The sequence below is a fragment of the Flagellimonas flava genome (assembly GCF_050617915.1).
GTDB classification, from domain to species: Bacteria; Bacteroidota; Bacteroidia; order Flavobacteriales; family Flavobacteriaceae; genus Flagellimonas; species Flagellimonas flava_A.
In genome coordinates this window covers 162,513-182,500 of sequence record NZ_JBODQE010000006.1, presented here as the reverse complement: position 1 = coordinate 182,500, position 19,988 = coordinate 162,513, and the positions used below count along the sequence as shown (strand labels likewise).

Annotated in this window: 21 protein-coding genes; 5 read left to right on the top strand and 16 right to left on the bottom strand. The window is 42.8% G+C overall.

Translation table 11 applies throughout. The features are described from left to right. Nucleotide 1: 1 nt before the first annotated feature. Nucleotides 2–535 carry a hypothetical protein gene (locus ACRHOZ_RS16130; protein ID WP_431127618.1) on the bottom strand — a complete coding sequence of 178 codons (534 nt, stop codon included), beginning with the start codon at nt 533–535 and terminating at the stop codon, nt 2–4. Nucleotides 536–600: 65 nt separating this feature from the next. Continuing rightward, nucleotides 601–1,164 carry a Crp/Fnr family transcriptional regulator gene (locus tag ACRHOZ_RS16125; protein ID WP_431127615.1) on the bottom strand — a complete coding sequence of 188 codons (564 nt, stop codon included), beginning with the start codon at nt 1,162–1,164 and terminating at the stop codon, nt 601–603. 157 nt (nt 1,165–1,321) lie between these two features. On the opposite strand from ACRHOZ_RS16125, the gene ACRHOZ_RS16120 reads away from it, so the two are divergent. Next, nucleotides 1,322–1,525, top strand: coding sequence for a hypothetical protein (locus ACRHOZ_RS16120; protein ID WP_138838697.1), 204 nt, complete (start codon nt 1,322–1,324; stop codon nt 1,523–1,525). A gap of 41 nt (nt 1,526–1,566) precedes the next feature. Here the strand turns inward: ACRHOZ_RS16120 and ACRHOZ_RS16115 are convergent, their stop codons facing one another. The 14 genes from ACRHOZ_RS16115 to ACRHOZ_RS16050 all read right to left on the bottom strand — a co-directional run bounded on the left by ACRHOZ_RS16115 (nt 1,567) and on the right by ACRHOZ_RS16050 (nt 13,057). Beyond that, a complete protein-coding gene (locus ACRHOZ_RS16115; RefSeq protein ID WP_431127612.1) occupies nt 1,567–2,010 on the bottom strand; it encodes a hypothetical protein in 444 nt (147 codons plus the stop codon). A 235-nt stretch (nt 2,011–2,245) separates the two neighbouring features. Further along, nucleotides 2,246–2,674 carry a hypothetical protein gene (locus tag ACRHOZ_RS16110; RefSeq protein ID WP_431127609.1) on the bottom strand — a complete coding sequence of 143 codons (429 nt, stop codon included), beginning with the start codon at nt 2,672–2,674 and terminating at the stop codon, nt 2,246–2,248. 45 nt (nt 2,675–2,719) lie between these two features. Continuing rightward, nucleotides 2,720–3,109 carry a hypothetical protein gene (locus ACRHOZ_RS16105; protein ID WP_431127607.1) on the bottom strand — a complete coding sequence of 130 codons (390 nt, stop codon included), beginning with the start codon at nt 3,107–3,109 and terminating at the stop codon, nt 2,720–2,722. Nucleotides 3,110–3,154: 45 nt separating this feature from the next. Next, on the bottom strand, nt 3,155–3,574 hold the full coding sequence (locus ACRHOZ_RS16100) for a hypothetical protein (protein WP_431127604.1): 420 nt from the start codon (nt 3,572–3,574) through the stop codon (nt 3,155–3,157). Nucleotides 3,575–3,614: 40 nt separating this feature from the next. Then, complete coding sequence (locus ACRHOZ_RS16095) at nt 3,615–4,271, bottom strand: hypothetical protein (protein WP_431127601.1); 657 nt, start codon at nt 4,269–4,271, stop codon at nt 3,615–3,617. Next, nucleotides 4,259–4,966: a hypothetical protein gene (locus tag ACRHOZ_RS16090; protein WP_431127598.1), complete on the bottom strand. Its 708-nt coding sequence runs from the start codon at nt 4,964–4,966 to the stop codon at nt 4,259–4,261. The genes ACRHOZ_RS16095 and ACRHOZ_RS16090 overlap by 13 nt, the downstream gene beginning before the upstream one ends. 24 nt (nt 4,967–4,990) lie before the next feature. Further along, nucleotides 4,991–5,572: a cysteine hydrolase family protein gene (locus ACRHOZ_RS16085; RefSeq protein ID WP_431127595.1), complete on the bottom strand. Its 582-nt coding sequence runs from the start codon at nt 5,570–5,572 to the stop codon at nt 4,991–4,993. Between the two features lie 70 nt (nt 5,573–5,642). Further along, nucleotides 5,643–6,008, bottom strand: coding sequence for a hypothetical protein (locus tag ACRHOZ_RS16080; protein ID WP_431127593.1), 366 nt, complete (start codon nt 6,006–6,008; stop codon nt 5,643–5,645). A 97-nt stretch (nt 6,009–6,105) separates the two neighbouring features. Further along, nucleotides 6,106–7,872: an arylsulfatase gene (locus ACRHOZ_RS16075; protein ID WP_431127590.1), complete on the bottom strand. Its 1,767-nt coding sequence runs from the start codon at nt 7,870–7,872 to the stop codon at nt 6,106–6,108. 53 nt (nt 7,873–7,925) lie between these two features. Next, nucleotides 7,926–8,750, bottom strand: coding sequence for a thymidylate synthase (locus tag ACRHOZ_RS16070; protein ID WP_431127587.1), 825 nt, complete (start codon nt 8,748–8,750; stop codon nt 7,926–7,928). Between the two features lie 327 nt (nt 8,751–9,077). Next, nucleotides 9,078–10,541, bottom strand: a complete 1,464-nt coding sequence (locus tag ACRHOZ_RS16065; RefSeq protein ID WP_431127584.1) for a NupC/NupG family nucleoside CNT transporter — start codon at nt 10,539–10,541, stop codon at nt 9,078–9,080. Nucleotides 10,542–10,549: 8 nt separating this feature from the next. Next, entirely contained in the window at nt 10,550–11,182 is a 633-nt protein-coding gene (locus ACRHOZ_RS16060) for a bifunctional nuclease family protein (protein WP_420398745.1), read from the bottom strand. Between the two features lie 89 nt (nt 11,183–11,271). Continuing rightward, nucleotides 11,272–12,240 (bottom strand): electron transfer flavoprotein subunit alpha/FixB family protein, encoded by a 969-nt coding sequence (locus ACRHOZ_RS16055; RefSeq protein WP_431127580.1) that lies wholly within the window; start codon nt 12,238–12,240, stop codon nt 11,272–11,274. A gap of 70 nt (nt 12,241–12,310) precedes the next feature. Further along, the gene (locus ACRHOZ_RS16050) at nt 12,311–13,057 is read right to left on the bottom strand and encodes an electron transfer flavoprotein subunit beta/FixA family protein (protein WP_431127577.1); all 747 of its coding nucleotides are present in this window, start codon (nt 13,055–13,057) and stop codon (nt 12,311–12,313) included. Nucleotides 13,058–13,228: 171 nt separating this feature from the next. On the opposite strand from ACRHOZ_RS16050, the gene ACRHOZ_RS16045 reads away from it, so the two are divergent. The 4 genes from ACRHOZ_RS16045 to ACRHOZ_RS16030 all read left to right on the top strand — a co-directional run bounded on the left by ACRHOZ_RS16045 (nt 13,229) and on the right by ACRHOZ_RS16030 (nt 19,952). Next, nucleotides 13,229–14,206 carry a pyruvate dehydrogenase complex E1 component subunit beta gene (locus ACRHOZ_RS16045; protein WP_431127574.1) on the top strand — a complete coding sequence of 326 codons (978 nt, stop codon included), beginning with the start codon at nt 13,229–13,231 and terminating at the stop codon, nt 14,204–14,206. A gap of 155 nt (nt 14,207–14,361) precedes the next feature. Then, a complete protein-coding gene (locus tag ACRHOZ_RS16040) occupies nt 14,362–16,857 on the top strand; it encodes a DUF5686 family protein (protein WP_431127864.1) in 2,496 nt (831 codons plus the stop codon). Nucleotides 16,858–16,934: 77 nt separating this feature from the next. After that, the gene (locus ACRHOZ_RS16035) at nt 16,935–17,462 is read left to right on the top strand and encodes an inorganic diphosphatase (protein ID WP_431127571.1); all 528 of its coding nucleotides are present in this window, start codon (nt 16,935–16,937) and stop codon (nt 17,460–17,462) included. A gap of 114 nt (nt 17,463–17,576) precedes the next feature. Beyond that, the gene (locus tag ACRHOZ_RS16030) at nt 17,577–19,952 is read left to right on the top strand and encodes a sodium-translocating pyrophosphatase (RefSeq protein WP_431127568.1); all 2,376 of its coding nucleotides are present in this window, start codon (nt 17,577–17,579) and stop codon (nt 19,950–19,952) included. The last annotated feature ends 36 nt before the right edge of the window (nt 19,953–19,988 follow it).

Here is a 19,988-nt window from a genome sequence, read left to right as displayed (position 1 = left end):
ATTATTGTTTTTTCCAGGTTTCCACATCGCCATAACCGTAGTAGTCATAGCTTAGGGTAAAGCTGTTTTTGTCCACTAGGGCGATCTTGCAGTCCACTTCGTATTGCTCCCCTTTGTATGCAATGCTGTAAATGCCCTTGCCCTTACTGCCATTAAATTTGGTTATGGTCAGGGTCTTGGTGCCCTCGGCCTTTTGGGAATAGCCATTTTCATCTTCGTATTGGTGGTTGTAGGCATTGAACACCTTGCCCTCTTTTTTGATATTGTAGATAATGGCCCCTTTAAAATCTTCGGTATTGTAGGCCACCTTCCATTGACCGATGAGGTGGTCGGTCTCTGGGTTATAGGCCGTTTTGGTTACGGGTTTTTCCATAGGAATTTCAGCTTTGGGCTGTTGTTCGAGAGCAGCACTGGTTTCAGTAGGGGAGGTAGGAGTATCATCACTTGCATCCACGCCAAAGGAGAACAAATGGGCCAGTCCGGCCAGGAAAATTAGGATTCCCAAACTCCTAAAAACTAAGGTCGAATTTTTCATGTGTAACTATTTTGGTCAAAAGTAGGGGGGCTTTTTTTGGGTTCTTTTGACCTAGATCAAAAAAATCACTTTTGGGCGCGAATACGGCTCAAGGTCTCTTGGGTAACGCCCAAAAAGGAGGCGATCAGCCCCAATTTTACCCGAAGCTCCAACTGTGGGAAGCTCTGCTTTAGCAATTGGTACTTTTCCTTGGCGGATAGGAAAGACCATCCCTTGGAGAACTCGTCCAAAAAGGCCAACATTTCCTCGGCCAGCAAACGGGCAAAGTTGCCAAAGGCCGGAAAGTCGGCAATAAGTTTTTGGTAGTTGGAGTAACTGATGCGGTACAGCACGCAGGCCTCCAGACATTCCACCTCCTCAAAACTGGGCTTTTGGGCATAGAAACTGTACCAGGCGGTAACAAATTGGTTTTCGGTATAGAACCATGAGGTAATGGGCTTACCGTTGTGGTGGTAATAGGTGTGGAGGGCACCTTTTTCTATAAACCAAAGGTGGCTGGCGCGGCTGTTTTCCAGTAGAATTTTATCGCCTTTTTGGGTTTCCACCACCTCAAAACAGGATTGTATGGCCTCTTTAAGGGGCACGCTTATATAGGCACGGGTGGAGATGGACTGTAAGAGGTTTTGCATGTGGACGGGTTGCTAGGTGATGGGGTTAAAGGTAGGAAAGTCTAAAAGTTGAAAAGCTCTTTAAGTTCAATTTCTGGGCAAATTAGGCAAAGTCATAATTTGTTATGACCCTTAAAACCAAGAAGGTAAATATATTTGGTTCCAAACAATTATTACGATGAAGCTTACGGATAAAATTCAAATGGTAGAGGAATTGACGGAATTGGTTATTGAGGGCTATGGATCTCCGGAGGAATTTGCCAAGGTGCTCAACTTTGGGGTGGAAATGTTATTCTATGTTGAAGAGGAGGCCTTTACCCAACAGGAAATTCAACAAGTGGTATCGGCCATTCGTGGGGTTATTGGGGTTTTGAGGGGGTGAGGGTCTTTTGGTGAAAAAGAGCTAGAAATACTTAGTTGTCTTCATATATTGTCCAACTTCCATTCTGTTTCTGTTCTTTTGTCTTTCCAGTCCCAATAAGAGGCAAAAAATTTATCATGCAACCAATCATCAACGACTTCCTCGTTTTCATTCCAGTCTTCATCAACTAACTTTAAATCATTCCATTCGTTTTTATCATCGTTTTTAGGGTGTCCCGTGCCATCAATTAAGTTGAATAAATTGAATAAAACCCCTGCAGTATTATCAGCAATAATTTTTCTCAACCCACTTTTTAGGTCAGGATTGTTTTCAAGCTTCTTTAAGGCGCAAATTTCATTCTCTGTCAAACCACCATTTGGGGGATAAGGTAGAAAATCGAATTCCTTGTTATCCAAAATTTGTTCAACGGTTGCATTGGCATATTCCTCTATATCTTGGTGAATATCCAACATCAAAATTTTTGCATTCCTTTCTGATAATTCCATTAATATTTCTGTTTAATGCCACTAACACCTTTGCTATAATTTTATTGAATAGGAATTATTAGCAGCCAAGTTCTATTTTGGCAAATGGTACAATTGTACTGCAAGTTTTACCTCTCTGTTTCCATCTCCTGTTAAATGAAATCTGTAATTAAACCAATTTTCATCTGATTTATCTACAAACCCTAAATAGTTTTCATGCTCACTAGTCCTGTCTTTTACTTTATCCAAAATTGAGCTAATTCCGTTGTTTCCATCCTTTATAGGTGATGACTATTCCAAACAGACAGAGTCCAATTCCGCTTATCCAATTGTGTTCCTTTTCATATTCATTTAGGAAAATCAACTTGCTTTTTTCTGCATTTGTGAGCATAACAATTTCCTTTTTTCCCTCGACCAATTCACAGAATTTGTGCCCAGTTCTTTTTATGATTTCCCTGCCGTTAAATTTCAGCGTGCAATATCCACCACGCCTTCCTATACGATCACAATCCGCAGGTGATTTTAAAATTTCTACGGTAACCCTTCGCCCTTCTTCGGTCATGTTCATTTGGGTTCTGGCTTTGTTCATCGCGATAAAGCCAATCAATACCATAAAAAGTCCACCAAGTATTAGTCCATAATTACCAAAAAATAAGATAAGGGCAGAAGTGATTTTGGATTTCATTGAAGTACTCTACTTTTTCTATGTTAAGGCTTGGGCTTCGTTAGGTTAAATAAGTTCTCCTTTCCCATCAAAATACTCAGAGTATTTTTCAAACACTAGTTCAGAACCAAAAGCTTGCTTATGATGCAAGACCATGTCATTTTCCATTTTGAAGTAAATATCATCAACTTTTATTAAGTCCAAAATCCTTTTGTTCTTATACTCCTTTCTTAATTTGGTTTTTAGTTCAACGATTTTCTCACTGTTATCCCATTCCCATATATAATCTCGACTAAAGCCATATTTTTTGCCGTTGTCCAACTCCATAATGAATTTATAGGTCAAAAGGACTCCCAACCCTTCAAACGGGGATTCCAGAAACGGTTTTTTAGTCCGATAAATTTTTTTCAGGGTAGCGTTTACTATATCAGATTTAAGCTTGTCAAAATTTTCCATTCCTTAATTTAATAACCATAGCAAATGCGAATTTAAAATACGCCTTTACAAACCCAATTTGGGCAAAACAAAGAAAATAAGTACAGTTGCTATGATAAACCAAAAGATAAACCCGAAGATTTTCGCCTCTGTTGCTTGTTTGGTTTTTTTATCAAACCCATGTGTTTGGAACCGTTCATATTCAGATTCTGAGAAGCTATCCTTAATCCACCGCGAATTTGGTTGTAAAAAAGACCAAAAGAAAAAGTTGAACCACTCCTCCTTGGTCAAAGGTTCATCTCTGCGCTTTTCTTGATATGCCTTGAATTTGACATACTCTTCTTCCACCTTGTTCAAGTCTGATTCGGATAAATCACGTTTATCAAATTCTGCTTGGGCTTGGTTTACCAAGGCTTTGGAAGAACCATTTTTTATTTGGTCAAGCAGTTCAACATTGGTGTATCTGTAAATTTTTTTGTTCAGCATAGAGGATTTTAGGACTGATTGGGATTAGCTAGCTGTGGCCTTACCCATTCTCATTTATTTCTTTTTTGAATTCTTGAATTTTCTGATATCCATCAATTTCCAATAAACTCAGAAGTTGGTGCCAACTAACAATCCCTTTCTTATGGTAGTGAACCAGGATTTCCTTGCAATGTTTAAGTCTATTTGATTCAGTTTGTAGAAAGTTATCCTGTATTTTTTGCCCACTTTTTAAAGTTAGCGTAAATCCACTACTCAATCCATTGGACAACATGGGAGAAAATGTAAAACGTGAACTTATGTGCTTACCTCTTACCGTAGAGTTGAGAAAACTTAATTTTTTAATTTTAGATAAATCGTATGTTTTATCATCAACGATTATTTTTTCTTCAAACAGCGATAGACTTCCTGAATATGTACCTAGTTCTTTTTCATATCTGAAGAAACAGCTGATGGTATAACCAATCATATAAAGGCCCCAAATAATGGCAAAAATGGTTTTCCAGTGTTTAAGGTCATAGCCAAATGATGGTTCTAAATAAATGATGGAAAAAACAAAAGTGGTTAAAATGATAGCTCCCCATTGCTCAGGATAAATGTATAATCCCTTCTTCTTTTTAAAAATTCTAAAGCTCCTTGGGCTCATTGAGAAATTTGAATTTAGCGTTTCAGCCGAATTTGGTAAACCTATTTTTTCCAACCATCCATGCCATAATTTTGGTCGCCCCGTAGTTCCACTTCCATAATTTGGTCTCCGTAACCCACAAAATCGTTGAACATGGCCATGTTAACCGTGCAGTTTTCTTTATCCAAATGGTATACCTCAAGCCCCTTGATCATAGTTTGCCCAATGGAAAAAGGCACCAAACGATATCCTTTGAATTGTTCCTTTATTTTTTCTTCCACCGCCTCAAAATAGGTTTTAAAATCATCAATAGGGGAAACAATGATCTCCTTAACATTCTCCACTTGATAGGGTATTGGGCCATCGTCATAAGACAATTGGGTCTTTTCAACCCCATAGATCTGAAAATAGTTGCCCAACAAGCTCACCGAAAAATGGAGTTCCTTGGAGTTGGAACGATTGCCGTTATTTTTCCAATCCAGTAGCAGATATGCACTGTAGCTGGGCGCCTGCCCGTAGGTGGTTCCAAAAGCCTTTTTTCCAAGTTCCAAACCCATTTTTTTGGTAAAGGAGACCCAATTGCTTTTCCAGGTCTTTTCATCGTGAATGTTTTCCACAAGCAAACGCTCTAACGCCTTATATCCTTGGTATTCTCGGTGAATCCCCTCGTCGTAATTTTTTGGGATACCAATGGGGTAATATTTTTGAATGGCCTGGTACAAGGGCCAAAAATCGTAGGCTTCGGAGTCAAATGAAAAGGTGTTGGTCATAGTGAGGTCGGTGTCAATTTACGACTAGCTTATAGTTGTATTTTCATTTTCCTTGCTATCGATATTCTTGGTAATCGTCTCAAAATCCTCCACCCGAATGTTCCCTTTGGTGGGAATCATGTTTTGCCATACCCAATTGTAGTGTTCTATCACCTTTTGCGCGGGTAAATGGGGTTGGTCTCCCGTGGTATGCCCGTCTGCCACCACGGTAATGTTATAATCCTTGGCCAAAGCAGATTGTATGGTGGCCTCCACACAAAAGTCGGTGGCACAGCCTGTGATCAGCAATTCTTGGGTTCCCCAAGCCGTCAACAATTCCCGTAGTTGGGATCTATAGAAGACATCGTTGGCGTATTTGTCCAGTAAGGTGTCTGTGGGTTCGGTTTGGAGTTCGTCCAACAGCTCCCAATCCCAGTTGTTTTTTTCAAACTCGCCGGTTCCCGTGCCATCGTGCTGTATGATCACCACGGGCCAACCGTTCTGGCGAAACAGTGCTGCCAATGTATTGATACGGGCTACCACACCCTCGGTGTCAAAACGTGGGGTTTTGGGCGTAAAAGAGCCTTTTTGCATATCGATGACGAGTAGGGCTTTGTTGGAATTCATGGGATTGGTAAGGGATTAGATGTGGTGCTCGGATAGTTTTTGAGTCAAGAAAGAGATATTTTATAAGGTATTACATTTCTATTTTTTTCATATTTTGAATTATAGACTCGATGTCTTCAGGAAGTATGAATTCCTTGTAGCAATCGGAGCAAATTATGTTGTTGTCAGAGGTGAAAATTTTATCATTTTCTACAATTCCGGCAACACATAAACCACAGTGCTCATGAGTCCAGAAGTTTTCAACAATTTTAAAATGTTCTTCATTGAACTTTTGTCCGACGTATGGGCGGCATGATTTTCCATCTAATTCTACCAAAGCAGGTGTACAATGCCATATGGATTCAGTCCATTGAGCTTTTCTCGCCCATTCTAATTCGCCCATCAAAATAGCGAGATTCAATTCACCTCTATTCGATGTAATTACAAATGTTGTCAATTGTCATTTTTTTAGTTGGACTCCATAGGATTGGATAACACTCATTTTCATGTTAAAGGTAAATAATCAGGACATTTTGTGAGGCAATTACGATATGTTAATCAACTTTTTCAAGCTCCACCCAAAACGGCATAATATGTTTGCGGTCCACCGCATAGTGGGCCAATAATTCGCAGTCCATGTTTGGGAGGTACACGTTTTTTAATTCCAATACATCTACATTGTCTTGGGTATTTACTTGCTGTTTTACCAAGGTGTTGGCTTCCAGATAGAGTCGGCCACCGGCTTTTAAGGGCTTTACAAACTTCATGCGAATATCATATTGCCCTTCTGCAATACTCACCTTCCATGTGCCATAGATTTCTTCTTGATCCCAGATACCACGTTCTCCTCCAGCATCGTTGCGGTTTAGGAAAATGGGATTTTCAGCTTTGTTCCCCACAACAATTCGAGGTTGGTTTACCAAATTTTCGGAGTTTATCAGTTCATTATACAATCCGTCAAGCTCTTTTTTAAGGGCTGTGGCCTTCGCTTTGTCTTCCAAAACCAAGTTGTTTTGCTCATAAGGGTCGGATTTAAGATTAAACAGTTCAAAAGCCTCAAGGGCGGCGTTGTAATTGGTCTTTCCCACCAATTTGTAACCATCTTTTTGCAACGCCATATTGTAGTACAGTTCGGGATAGCGGCGCGTCCAGTAAAAAAACAGGGAACGGTCTGCCCAGTCCACATTTTTGCCCTGAATCAGGGGCAACAGACTTTTGCCATCAATTTTTCGGTCTTGGGGCAAGTCCACTTTACACAGCTCAGCTAAGGTCGGTAGTACATCAATATGGGCGCTCATGGTCTCAATGTCCTTGTTTTGGGCAAATGCCGCTGGATATTTTACATAAAAGGGCACCCGCACCCCACCTTGGTACACATTGCCCTTTCGGCCGCGCATCCCCGCCACATAGCGACGCTGCTGCGGGCCATTGTCCGTCATAAAGACAACAAGGGTGTTTTTGGAGAGTTGCAGCTCGTCCAATTTTTTAAGGAGCTTACCCAGATTATCGTCAATATTGGTGACCATGGCATATATCTTTCGGGCATCTTCCTTATCCTTTTCACTCATTTCTGGGAAAGGGCGGTCGTCTCCGTCAAATCCCGAGGCTGGGTCTATGTCCTTGTACTTTTGGTAATATTCATCGGGTACTTGCAGGGGGGTATGCGGTGCGTTAAAGGAGAGGTAGCAAAAGAAGGGCGATGCCTTGTTGTTCTCAATAAATTGAATGGCTTGATCTGTAAAGATATCCGAGCAATAGCCCTCGTAGGCCTCTTGTTTATTGTTGTGCCAAAGCACGGGGTCAAAATAGCTGGTATCTCCTTTAAAATAGGTAGTGATGTCGCCCACCTGTCCCATACCGCCGGAAAGATGGATCACGGATTCGTCAAAACCTTGGTCGCTGGGTCGGCTGGGGTAGTTGTCGCCCAAATGCCATTTGCCAAATACGCCAGTGGTATAGCCACCCTGTTTGAGCATTTCAGCAATGGTCACCTCGTTGGAGGCCATAATGGCCCCGCCATTGTAGGTGTCACGCACGCCTGTACGCAAGGAATAGCGGCCTGTCAGTAGGCTGGAGCGGGTAGGGGCGCATACCGGGGACACATAAAAATTGTTGAAGCGGACACTTTCGGTTGCCAATTGGTCCAAGACGGGTGTCTGTACATGCGGGTTTCCGGTAATGCCCAAATCGCCATAGCCTTGATCATCAGTAATGATCACGATAACGTTGGGTCGTTCTTGGTTTTGGGCAAACAGGGGTACAGCGGATAAGGACAAACAGCAGAGTGCCAGTCCAAGTTCTTTTTTAAAGTTGATTTTCATTTTTAAAGTTTGGTTTGGATGGTACTTGCTTTTATATGATGTCCTAGCTTTTGCTACACCGCCACAACACCTTTGATGTGGGGATGCGGGTCGTAGTTCAACAGTTCAAAATCATCAAACGTAAAATCGAAGATATTTTTAACCGCTGGGTTCAATTTCATGGTAGGCAGCGGCCGTGGTTCACGGCTTAGTTGCAGTTCCACTTGCTCTCGGTGGTTGTTGTAAATATGGGTGTCACCAAAGGTGTGGATAAAATCGCCGGGCTCATAACCACATACTTGGGCCATCATCATGGTAAACAAGGCGTAGGAGGCGATATTGAAGGGAACCCCTAAAAAGACATCTGCGCTACGCTGGTACAATTGACACGATAATTTGCCATCCGCCACATAAAACTGGAAAAAAGCATGGCAGGGAGGGAGGGCAGCCTTACCGTTGGCCACATTCTCACCAAACGACACGGATGTGTCCGGCAATACACTGGGGTTCCAAGCCGATACCAGCATTCTGCGGCTGTTCGGGTTGGTTTTCAAGGTTTCAATTACCTCTTTTATCTGGTCGATTTCCTCGCTGTTCCAGTTCCGCCATTGGTGTCCGTAGACCGGACCCAAATTGCCATTATCATCCGCCCACTCATTCCAGATGCGTACTCCATTTTCCTGAAGGTAGCCCACATTGGTATCACCCTTTAAAAACCATAACAATTCATGGATAATGGATTTTAGGTGCAATTTTTTGGTGGTTACCATGGGAAAGCCTTCGGAAAGATCAAACCGCATTTGATAGCCAAAAACGCTGACGGTTCCTGTTCCTGTGCGGTCTCCTTTGGCATTTCCTTCGGTAAGTACGTGTTTGAGTAAGTCGTGGTATTGTTTCATGCTACATGCTACTAATTCGTCATTTCGAGTGTCCCAAGAAAAAACTCGGGATGTATCGAGAAATCTTTATTGGGAAAGCCTTGTTTTCGATACGAAACCTTTTGGGATTTCACTCCAACTGACGGCTTTCTTTTAACCCATCTAATTTACTTCAAGTCTTAGGTCTTATAAAGTTAATGAAGTTGGACTTATAAAGATTTTATTAACGTCATTTCGAGTGTCCCGACGTGAAGCTCGGGACGTATCGAGAAATGGTTGTGGGCAGGCCTTGTTTTCGATATATCCCGAAGCGGGTTCGGGACACTCAAACTGACGGCTTTGAACTTGCTACCCCAAAATCATCCCAGCAATAGTTGCTGAAAGCAATGAGGCCAAAGAACCGCCCAAAACGGCACGCATTCCAAATTCGGAAAGGGTTTTACGTTGACCAGGCGCTAAGGAACCGATACCCCCAATTTGGATTCCGATAGAGGCAAAATTGGCAAATCCGCATAGCATGTAGGTGGCCATAATCACGGATTTATTATAGGTGAAATGTAAATTGTTGGTCATAGTTTTGAGTTCGGCAAGTTGGATATAACCCACAAACTCACTTGCTGCCAATTTAATCCCTAACAGTTGCCCCATGAGCATAATATCCTCGTTGGCTACGCCAATCAGCCACATTAGGGGAGCGAATATGGTCCCTAGAATGGCTTCCAAAGAGAAGCTGTCATAAGGTGAGTTAGCCGCAATCCATTCATTAAATGAGCCAATATGACCAATTCCACCTAAAATCCAATTGATCATGGCAATGAAGGCTACGAAGACCAAAAGCATGGCCCCTACGTTCATGGCTAGTTTTAAACCTTCGGTGGTCCCATTGGAGATGGCGTCCAAAATATTGGCGCCAATTTTTTCCGAGGAAACATGTACATCCGTATTGACTTTCTCCGTTTGCGGATATAAAATTTTGGAAACCACGATAGCTCCAGGCGCAGCCATCACAGAAGCAGCCAAAAGATGCTTTGCAAAAATCAGACGTAAGGCTGGGTCATCTCCACCTAAGAATCCGATGTAAGCTGCCAATACCGCACCAGCTACAGTGGCCATTCCGCCGATCATAACCAGCAGGATTTCGGATTTGTTCATTTTTTCCAAATAGGCCTTGATCAGCAAAGGCGCTTCCGTCTGACCTAAAAAAATGTTTCCGGCAATGGAAAGACTTTCCGCTCCCGAAATGCCCAACGATTTGGATAACAACCATGCCAATGCCCGCACCACTTTTTGAATCACTCCTAAATAGAAGAGTACTGAAGTCAAGGCGGAAAAGAATATGATGGTCGGTAATACCTGAAAAGCGAAAATGAACCCAAAGGTATCCATGTCCACTACCAATCCTTCAAAAAGGAATTGGCTTCCGGCACGTGTGAAATTCAGAATTTCGACAAAAATTTCACCAATTACCTCAAAAACAAATTGAACTGCTGGAACTTTTAGAACCCCAATAGCAATAATCAGTTGAAGCACAAGGCCTATACCCACTGTTCTCCAATTAATGGCCCTTCTGTTGGCACTGAACAAAAAGGAAATCAATATCAAGACTGCCATTCCCAATGCCCCACGCCAGAGCGTGTTGATAGAAAACCCTTGGTTGGGTACCAATTGAGGAGTCTCCTTTGGGCTAATGTCGTCAATTATGGTGGTATCAATGGCCGCATTGATGGAATCCGCAGGAAGCAAATCCTGGCCCAAAGCAACGGTACTTGTAAAACATAATAGGGCAAGGAAAATCTTGATGGATTTTGGCATGCAGTGTTTTATTTACGTTTGGAGATTTCGTCCCGAAGTTTGGCAGCCTTTTCGTAGTCTTCATTGGCCACTGCCTTGTCCAGTTCTTTATGGAGTTCTTCCAAGGTCATTTCGCGATAGCCTTGGGAAGATGCACCGGATTCGATTTCCACGGTTTCGCCCTCCTGCAATATCTCGTCTACCACAATGCTGTCGTCCTCCTCGTTTTCCTCACTTTCCTTGGAAGAGAATTTCAAATAGATTCCAGCCTTGTCCAAAATGGTCTTGTACGTAAAAATGGGAGCATCAAACCGAAGGGCCAACGCTATGGCATCACTGGTGCGGGCATCCACAATTTCCTCTACTTTATCGCGCTCGCAGATGATACTGGAATAGAACACCCCATCCACCAATTTATGAATGATGACCTGCTTGACCACGATCTCAAATCTGTCCGCAAAATTCTTGAACAAATCGTGTGTGAGGGGTCGTGGAGGTTTTATTTCCTTTTCCAACGCAATGGCTATGGACTGGGCTTCAAAGGCACCAATGACAATGGGGAGCTTTCTATCCCCTTCAACTTCATTCAAAATAAGGGCATACGCGCCATTTTGGGTTTGGCTGTAGGATATCCCCTTTATTTTCAAACGTACTAAGCTCATATATTCTTCCTAAAACGAAAAAAGGCTGTTCAAATAAGTGGCACTACCATTATCTGAACAGCCCCTTGCTAAAGGCAAATTAACAAAAATTAAGTGTTCTGGGCTTTAAATTCCTTTAATTTTTCGATGAGTTCCGGTACCACTTCAAAGGCATCTCCAACGATTCCGTAATCCGCAGCTTTAAAGAAAGGTGCCTCTGGGTCGTTGTTGATCACTACTTTGGTTTTGGAGGCGCTCACCCCTGCCAAATGCTGGATGGCTCCTGAAATGCCCACGGCTATGTACAGGTTGCTGGCCACGGGTTTTCCTGTTTGTCCTACGTGTTCGCCATGGGGTCTCCAACCCAAATCGGATACAGGTTTGGAACAAGCTGTAGCTGCACCCAGCACATCGGCCAATTCCTCGATCATACCCCAATTCTCAGGCCCTTTAAGCCCTCTACCGCCAGAAACTACAATATCTGCATCCGCAATGGTCGCTTTTCCAACCACTTTGTCCACTTCCACAGATTTTGCAGTGAAATCGCCATCGCCCAGCGAAGGAGTAAAATCTTCCACTGTAGCGGAAACGTTGTTTTCATGAACGCCGTAAGCGTTGTTGGATACCCCAATTAACTTGGTGTCCGAATTGATTTCGGTATGCGCGAAACCTTTATTACTGAAAGCTGTTCTTTTTACCACAAAAGGAGAGGTGCTTTCTGGAGCGGCTACCACATTGGGTACATATCCGGCATTTAGTTTTGCGGAAAGAATAGGCGCCAAAAATTTGGCATCGGCGCTGGAACTTACAATAATGACCTTTGCACCTTCCGCTTCGGCCGCTTGGGCCAACACATGGGCATAAGCCTTGGCATTGAAGGTATCCAAATCCCCATTGCTGACCTTTAACACCTTGGAAACACCATAATTTCCCAAAGAGGCCTCATCTCCAGCGTTGATGGCCACCGCGGTAACGGATTCACCCATATCTTGGGCCACTTTGTAAGCGTAGGATGCAACCTCCAAAGCGTTCTTTTTAAATGTTCCCTTATCGGATTCTGTATATACTAGTATTGACATGTTTTTTAAAATTAAAAATCACAAGCTCCAAGCACCAATACCTTGGAATTTGGAAATTGTTGTTTGAGATTTAGATTACTTTGGCTTCGGTGTGTAAAAGATTGACCAATTCGCCCACATTTCCTGCATCCACCAACTTTACAGGGCCTTTGGCAGCGGGTTTTTCAAATTTTTGGTCTTGTGTAGGCTTTGGGGCATCTACGGGTTCCACCACATTCAACGCCTTTTTCCGTGCCATCATGATTCCGCGCATATTGGGAATTCGGAGATCACTTTCGGCTACCAACCCTTTTTGTCCACCGATAACAAGTGGCAAGGAGGTACTTATGGTTTCCTTTCCGCCGTCTATTTCCCTAATGGCTGTGGCTGAGGTACCATCCACTTCCAATCCTATACAAGTGTTTACAAAGTTCATATCCAACAGGGTGGCCAAGATACCTGGAACCATGCCTCCGTTGTAGTCGATGGATTCACGTCCGGCTATGATTAGGTCATACCCTCCATTTTTGATTACTTCGGCCAACTGACGGGCCACAAAGAAACCGTCTGTAGGTTCCGCATTGATTCTGATAGCCTCATCGGCCCCAATGGCCAGTGCTTTTCTAATGGTAGGCTCGGTTTGTGCGCCTCCTACAGTGGCAACATGTACCGCAGCTCCTTGTTTTTCCTTGAACCACATGGCACGGGTCAATCCAAACTCATCATTGGGATTAATAACAAATTGAACTCCGTTTGTATCAAACTTGGTATCCCCATCCGTAAAATTGATTTTGGAAGTGGTATCCGGTACGTTGCTAATGCAAACTAAAATCTTCATATCTTGTATATGTTTATCGCTTCAAAGATAGCTATAAAAATCATAAATTTATTATGCATGCATAATAAATTTTGTACTTTTTTTTGTTTTTCCTACTTCCTTTGTTCGTTTGGATTTTGCTATTTTTGCTTGCATTTTTAAGCACACAACTAATCTTAGTAGTACTACTTAATGAAAACATTACAATTTAGGCAAGCCATAGCCGAGGCCATGTCCGAGGAAATGCGAAGGGACGATACTATTTATTTGATGGGTGAGGAGGTTGCCGAATACAACGGAGCCTACAAAGCTTCCAAGGGAATGTTGGATGAATTTGGCCCGGAACGCGTGCTGGATACCCCGATTTCGGAATTGGGATTTGCAGGTATAGGTGTAGGTTCTGCCATGATCGGGAACCGTCCTATCATAGAATTCATGACTTTCAATTTCTCCTTGGTGGGAATAGATCAAATTATAAACAATGCGGCCAAGATCAGACAGATGTCTGCAGGTCAATTTCCATGCCCTATCGTTTTTAGGGGGCCTACTGCTTCCGCAGGCCAGTTGGCGGCCACACACTCACAAGCTTTTGAAAGCTGGTATGCCAATTGCCCGGGATTGAAAGTGGTGGTGCCATCCAACCCAGCTGATGCCAAAGGTTTGTTGAAATCCGCTATCCGTGATGATGACCCCGTGATTTTTATGGAATCCGAACAGATGTATGGCGATAAAGGTGAAGTACCGGAAGGTGAGTATACCATTCCGTTGGGTGTTGCTGATATCAAGAGAGAGGGAACCGATGTGACCATTGTTTCCTTCGGAAAGATCATCAAAGAGGCTTATAAGGCTGCGGATGAATTGGAGATAGAAGGCATAAGCTGCGAGATTATCGACTTGCGTACAGTAAGACCAATGGATCACGACGCCATTCTAAATTCTGTGAAGAAGACCAACCGCTTGGTAATTTTGGAAGAAGCCTGGCCTTTTGGCAATGTAGCCACGGAAATTACATATCATGTTCAGGACAAAGCTTTTGATTACCTGGATGCCCCTGTTGTAAAAATTAACACAGCTGATACCCCTGCACCTTACTCTCCCGTATTGTTAGCCGAATGGTTGCCCAATCATAACGATGTGATCAAGGCTGTTAAGAAAGTGTTATATAAATAAGTTACGTATATTTGTACGGTATATTAGCCTCGTCAACAAAAAGTTGATGAGGCTTTTTTTAAGGAATAGTTTTTGATAGAAAATTACTTTTAAACAAAAATGACCAAGCACTTTTGAAAAACCATCTCGGTTTTGCAGTGCGTATGTATCAGAACATGAGAAGATTCCTTGTCCCTATTTTTCTGTTATCCTTTTGTTCCCTTTTCTCGCAAACCAAAGTCAGTGGTATTGTGGTGGACGCTGATGGCTCTCCCATAGCCTTTGCCAATATTGTGTTCCCTAATTCTACAGAAGGAACCATAACCAACGATAATGGTCGTTTTTATCTGGAATCGGATAATACCTATTCGTCAGTGGAAGTTTCTTTCATTGGCTATGAATCTATGGTTATTGAGCTGGCCCAACGAGTCAACTACAACATGGAGGTGGTATTGGAGGAGTCCACGGAGCAATTAAAGGAAGTTATTGTATATACAGGGAAGCAATCCAAAAAAAATAATCCCGCCATTGATATCCTCAAGAAAATTTGGGCCAAAAAACGGGAGAATGGGGTGCGCAAGTTCAAGCAATACCAATATGACAAGTATGAAAAAGTAGAGTTTGATCTTAACACCATTGACAGCGCCCTGATTAAAAGTAAGCTCTTTAAAGGACTGGAGTTTATGTTCGAAAACCTGGATACCTCTCGGGTTACTGGAAAGACCTATCTCCCCATGTTTTTGAACGAGACCTTTTCCAAAGTTTATGGTGATAACCTTTTGGGTGAAGAAAAAGAGGATGTATTGGGGAATAAAAGCTCTGGTTTTGATGGACATCAATCCATTACCGCTTTTGTGGAAGACCTGTACTCCGATTATGATGTATACGAGAACTATCTGAAGTTTTTCGATAAGAGTTTTACAAGCCCGCTATCCAAAACTGGGGTGGATACCTATAATTATGTACTCTCGGATAGTACGTATATAGATGATAAGTGGTGTTATAACATCATCTATTACCCAAGACGAAAGAACGAGTTGACCTTTAAAGGGGATTTTTGGGTTGCGGATACTACCTATGCCATCAAAAAAATAAACCTTCAGGTCACCAAGAGTGCCAACATCAACTGGGTCAAGGAAATTTATATTGAACAGGAATTTGATGTGGTCAACGATTCTGTCTTTTTGCTAAAACGGGATTATATGTTAAGCGATTTCAGTTTTTCCAAAAAGGAGAAATCCCGGGGAATTTATGGAAAGCGGACATCCGTTTACGATAACTACCAGTTTGATACCAGTAGACCTGAGGACTTTTATAAGGCCGTTTCAGACCCGTATGACCCTAGGGTGTTTGCAAGGGATAGCACGTTTTGGAGCAATGCCCGTTTAGAGAGGCTGAATGAGGACGAATCTGGGATTTTCAAACTTCTGGACACCTTAAAAACAGTGCCCAAGTTCCGCACCTATTATGACATTGTCAGTATTCTCGGCTCTGGCTATGTGGAGATTGACAAATGGAATATTGATATCGGCGACATATACAGCACCTTCGGGTTCAATGACGCTGAGGGAACCCGATTAAGGGCTGGTGCGCGGACTTATTTTGGTCAAAATGATACCTGGCGATTGGAAGGGTATATGGCCTATGGCTTTACGGATAAGAAGTTCAAACATGGACTTTCTGCCAAGTTCTTGTTGGATAGGAATTCACGATTGATTTTGTCCGGGGGTCATCGAAGGGATATTGAACAGCTGGGATTGAGCCTAACCAGTACCAATGATGTATTGGGTAGAAGTATAGCTTCGTCCTCCCTGGTCACGGTTGGGAACAACAACCGACTGACCAATATTGACCTCTCCACGGTCAATGTGGAACTGGAGCCTGTGAAGAATTTTAGGGTTCGGTTTGGGAGTTCCATGCGCACCCTAAGCTCTGCCTTGCCAGATGATTTCAACTTGGATTATATTGATACTGAAGCGCCTGGCGGAATTTCATCAGAGGTCAAACAATTTGATATCAACACCACCTTAATCTATACCCCGGGAAGGCGGATTATTGGATATGGGGTGGAGCCAGTTTCGGTGAACGATGATTACAGCACCATTCTCCTTAACTATACCAAAGGGATTAGTGGGTTTTTGGAGAGCGATTTTGACTATGAACGAATCCAATTCTCCTACCGCCAACCTTGGCAAATAGGAGGTTTTGGTAGATTGACCAGTAGTGTGGAACTTGGGAAGACATTTGGAGAGGTGCCTTTAAGCTTATTGAGCGTAGTGCCAGGGAACCAGACCTTGTTTTCTTTGTATAATACCTTTCCCAACCTCGATTTTTATGAATTCGTTACGGATACCTATGCCACCCTTCATTTGGAGCATAACTTCAATGGGCGTTTGTTCTCAAGAATACCGGTACTTAGAAATTGGAATCTCCGTGAAATCGTAGGACTTCGGGGAGCTTGGGGACAACTTTCAGACGAAAACCGGGCCTTGAGTGCACCAGCCAATATTCCTTTAATGGCACCTGAAGATCAGATTTATTGGGAATACTCCTTTGGGATCGGAAACATCTTCAAAATCTTCCGGATTGACTTCAATTTCCGTGGCAATTATCTCGATAATCCGGATGCACGGCGTTTTGGGGTGACCGGAACCTTCGGATTTAACTTTTAATCAACATAATGTGTGCAATTTGTTGACGCAAATCCTTGGTTTGTGGCTATTTTTGCAAAAAATTAAATACCACACCCATGGCGAAAAATGAAGAAGTTACCTTTGATGTACTGATAGAAATTCCAAAGGGAAGTCGTAACAAATACGAATACGATTTTACCCTGCATAAAATCCGATTTGATAGAACCCTTTTTTCTTCTATGATGTATCCAGGTGATTATGGATTTGTTCCTGAAACCTTGGCTTTGGATAAAGATCCCTTGGATGTTCTGGTATTGGGAACGGAACCTACGTATCCCATGGTGGTAATGGAGGTGAAACCCATTGGGGTTTTCCACATGACCGATGAAAAAGGCCCGGATGAAAAGATCATATGCGTTCCGGTCAATGATCCGGTTTGGAGCAAGAGAAGTGATATCAGCGATATAAATCCACACCGTTTAAAGGAAATAGAGCACTTTTTTGCCGTATATAAGGATCTGGAAAAAAAGAAAGTAGATACTGGTGGATGGGGAGATGCCAAAGCCGCTGCGGAGATCTATAAGAAATGTGTGGATCGCTACAATGAGAGCGACCATAAAAAGAAACGCACCTTTACTATTTAGGAAGAATTTACCCGAAAAAAATGCGCTTTTGAACAACAAAAGCGCATTTTTTTTATTAGTCTGTATTTTACTACTTTTGCTGCCACTTAAAAACTCATAAATAACTACATAATTATGGAACTAATCGTAAAATTTCTGCCCGCATTCGGTGTTTTGGGCTTGTTGTACGTGTTGATCAAAAACGTATGGGTCTCAAAACAGGAAGTAGGGGATGCTAAGATGGCGAGGATCGCCAAAAATATTGCCGATGGGGCAATGTCATTTTTGAAGGCAGAATATAAAATACTCAGCATATTCGTAATCACCGTTGCCGTACTTCTTTATTTTAAGGGAAGTAACGAGGCAGGTTCCAATGGCATGGTAGCCGTATCCTTTATTGTGGGTGCTATCTGTTCTGCTTTGGCTGGTTTTATCGGAATGAAGGTAGCCACCAAAGCCAATGTAAGAACAACCAATGCTGCAAGAACTTCTTTGGGGAAAGCCCTAGAGGTTGCTTTTGCCGGTGGTGCTGTAATGGGTCTTGGTGTTGTTGGCTTGGGTGTACTTGGATTAAGTGGCCTATTTATGGTATATAGCGGACAAGGATGGGCGTTAGGTGAAGTATTGAATGTACTTTCCGGTTTCTCCTTGGGTGCTTCCTCTATTGCACTTTTTGCCCGTGTTGGTGGTGGTATTTATACCAAAGCTGCGGACGTTGGTGCTGACCTTGTAGGAAAGGTAGAGGCTGGTATTCCTGAAGATCACCCATTGAACCCTGCTACCATTGCAGATAACGTTGGTGATAACGTTGGTGATGTAGCCGGTATGGGTGCTGACCTCTTTGAATCGTACGTAGGTTCCATTATTGGTACCATGGTTTTGGGAGCTATTATTGTTACTCCTGGTTTTGATGGACTTGGTGCCGTTTATTTACCCTTGGCTTTGGCCGCGGTTGGTATTATAATGTCCATCATTGGTACTTTCTTTGTTCGTGTTAAGGATGGAGGTAACCCACAGACCGCTTTGAATATTGGTGAATTCGGTTCTGCTGCCTTGATGTTGGTAGCTTCATACTTTTTGATCAATGCCTTTATTCCAGAATCTATTGAAGGGCTTCCATTTGGAGCCATGGGTGTTTTCTGGGCAACAATTTCTGGTTTGGTTGCCGGTTTGTTGGTAGGAAAGGTTACCGAATATTATACGGGAACAGGTACCAAACCTGTTAACTCTATTGTTCGTCAGTCCGAAACAGGTTCTGCTACCAACATTATTGCAGGATTGGGTGTCGGAATGATGTCGACTATGATTCCAATTATTTTGATTGCCGCTGCGATTATCGTGTCCCACCACTTCGCTGGATTGTATGGAATTGCCATTGCTGCTGTAGGGATGTTGGCCAATACAGGTATCCAATTGGCGGTTGATGCTTACGGACCTATTTCCGACAATGCCGGTGGTATTGCAGAGATGGCCGAATTGCCAAGTGAAGTGCGTGAAAGAACAGATAAATTGGATGCTGTAGGTAACACTACTGCTGCTATTGGTAAAGGATTTGCGATTGCTTCCGCTGCCTTGACCGCTTTGGCACTTTTTGCTGCCTTTATGCAAACTGCAGGTATCCAATCCATCGATGTTTCCCAACCAAAGATTATGGCTGGTTTGTTGATCGGGGGAATGCTTCCCTTTGTTTTCTCAGCCCTGTCCATGAATGCCGTTGGTAGAGCTGCGATGGCAATGATTGAGGAAGTTAGACGACAGTTTAGGGATATTCCTCAATTGAAAGCCGCTTTGGAAGTAATGGTGAAATACGATTCTGATATTTCCAAAGCTTCCGAAGAAGATAGAAAGATATTTGATGCTGCAGATGGTGTAGCGGAATACGATAAGTGTGTTGAAATTTCCACCACGGCTTCTATTAAGGAGATGGTATTGCCAGGTCTTTTGGCCATTGCTGTACCTGTTGCTGTTGGGTTCTTGGGTGGTGCAAATATGTTGGGCGGTTTGTTAGCTGGTGTAACCACTGCCGGTGTTTTGATGGCTATTTTCCAGTCCAATGCAGGTGGTGCCTGGGATAACGCCAAGAAAACCATAGAAAGTGAAGGACGTAAAGGTTCCGATGCCCATAAAGCTGCGGTTGTAGGTGATACAGTAGGAGATCCATTCAAGGATACTTCCGGCCCTTCCTTGAACATCTTGTTGAAGTTGATGTCCGTTGTGGCCTTGGTTATTGCTCCTAGCTTGGTTAGTTTGTCTTCTGATGAGGTGAGCATGCTTAAGAAAGATGGAACAACTATTTCCATTACTGAGGACGGGATTAAGGAAACCGTTCCTGTGGAAAAGCAAATCAAAGTGGAAATGAGCAACACCGCTGAAGGAGAGTTTAAGGCTGTGGTTACTTCCACTTATGAAGTTGCTGGAGAACAAAAAGAAGAAGTAGAAGAGTTTGTTGCGGCTACCAAGGAAGAAGTTCAAAAATTAGTGGACGACTACAAAACGGCAAGCAAAGGATAAACCTTTTGTCATACAACAAATAAAAACCACGCCAAA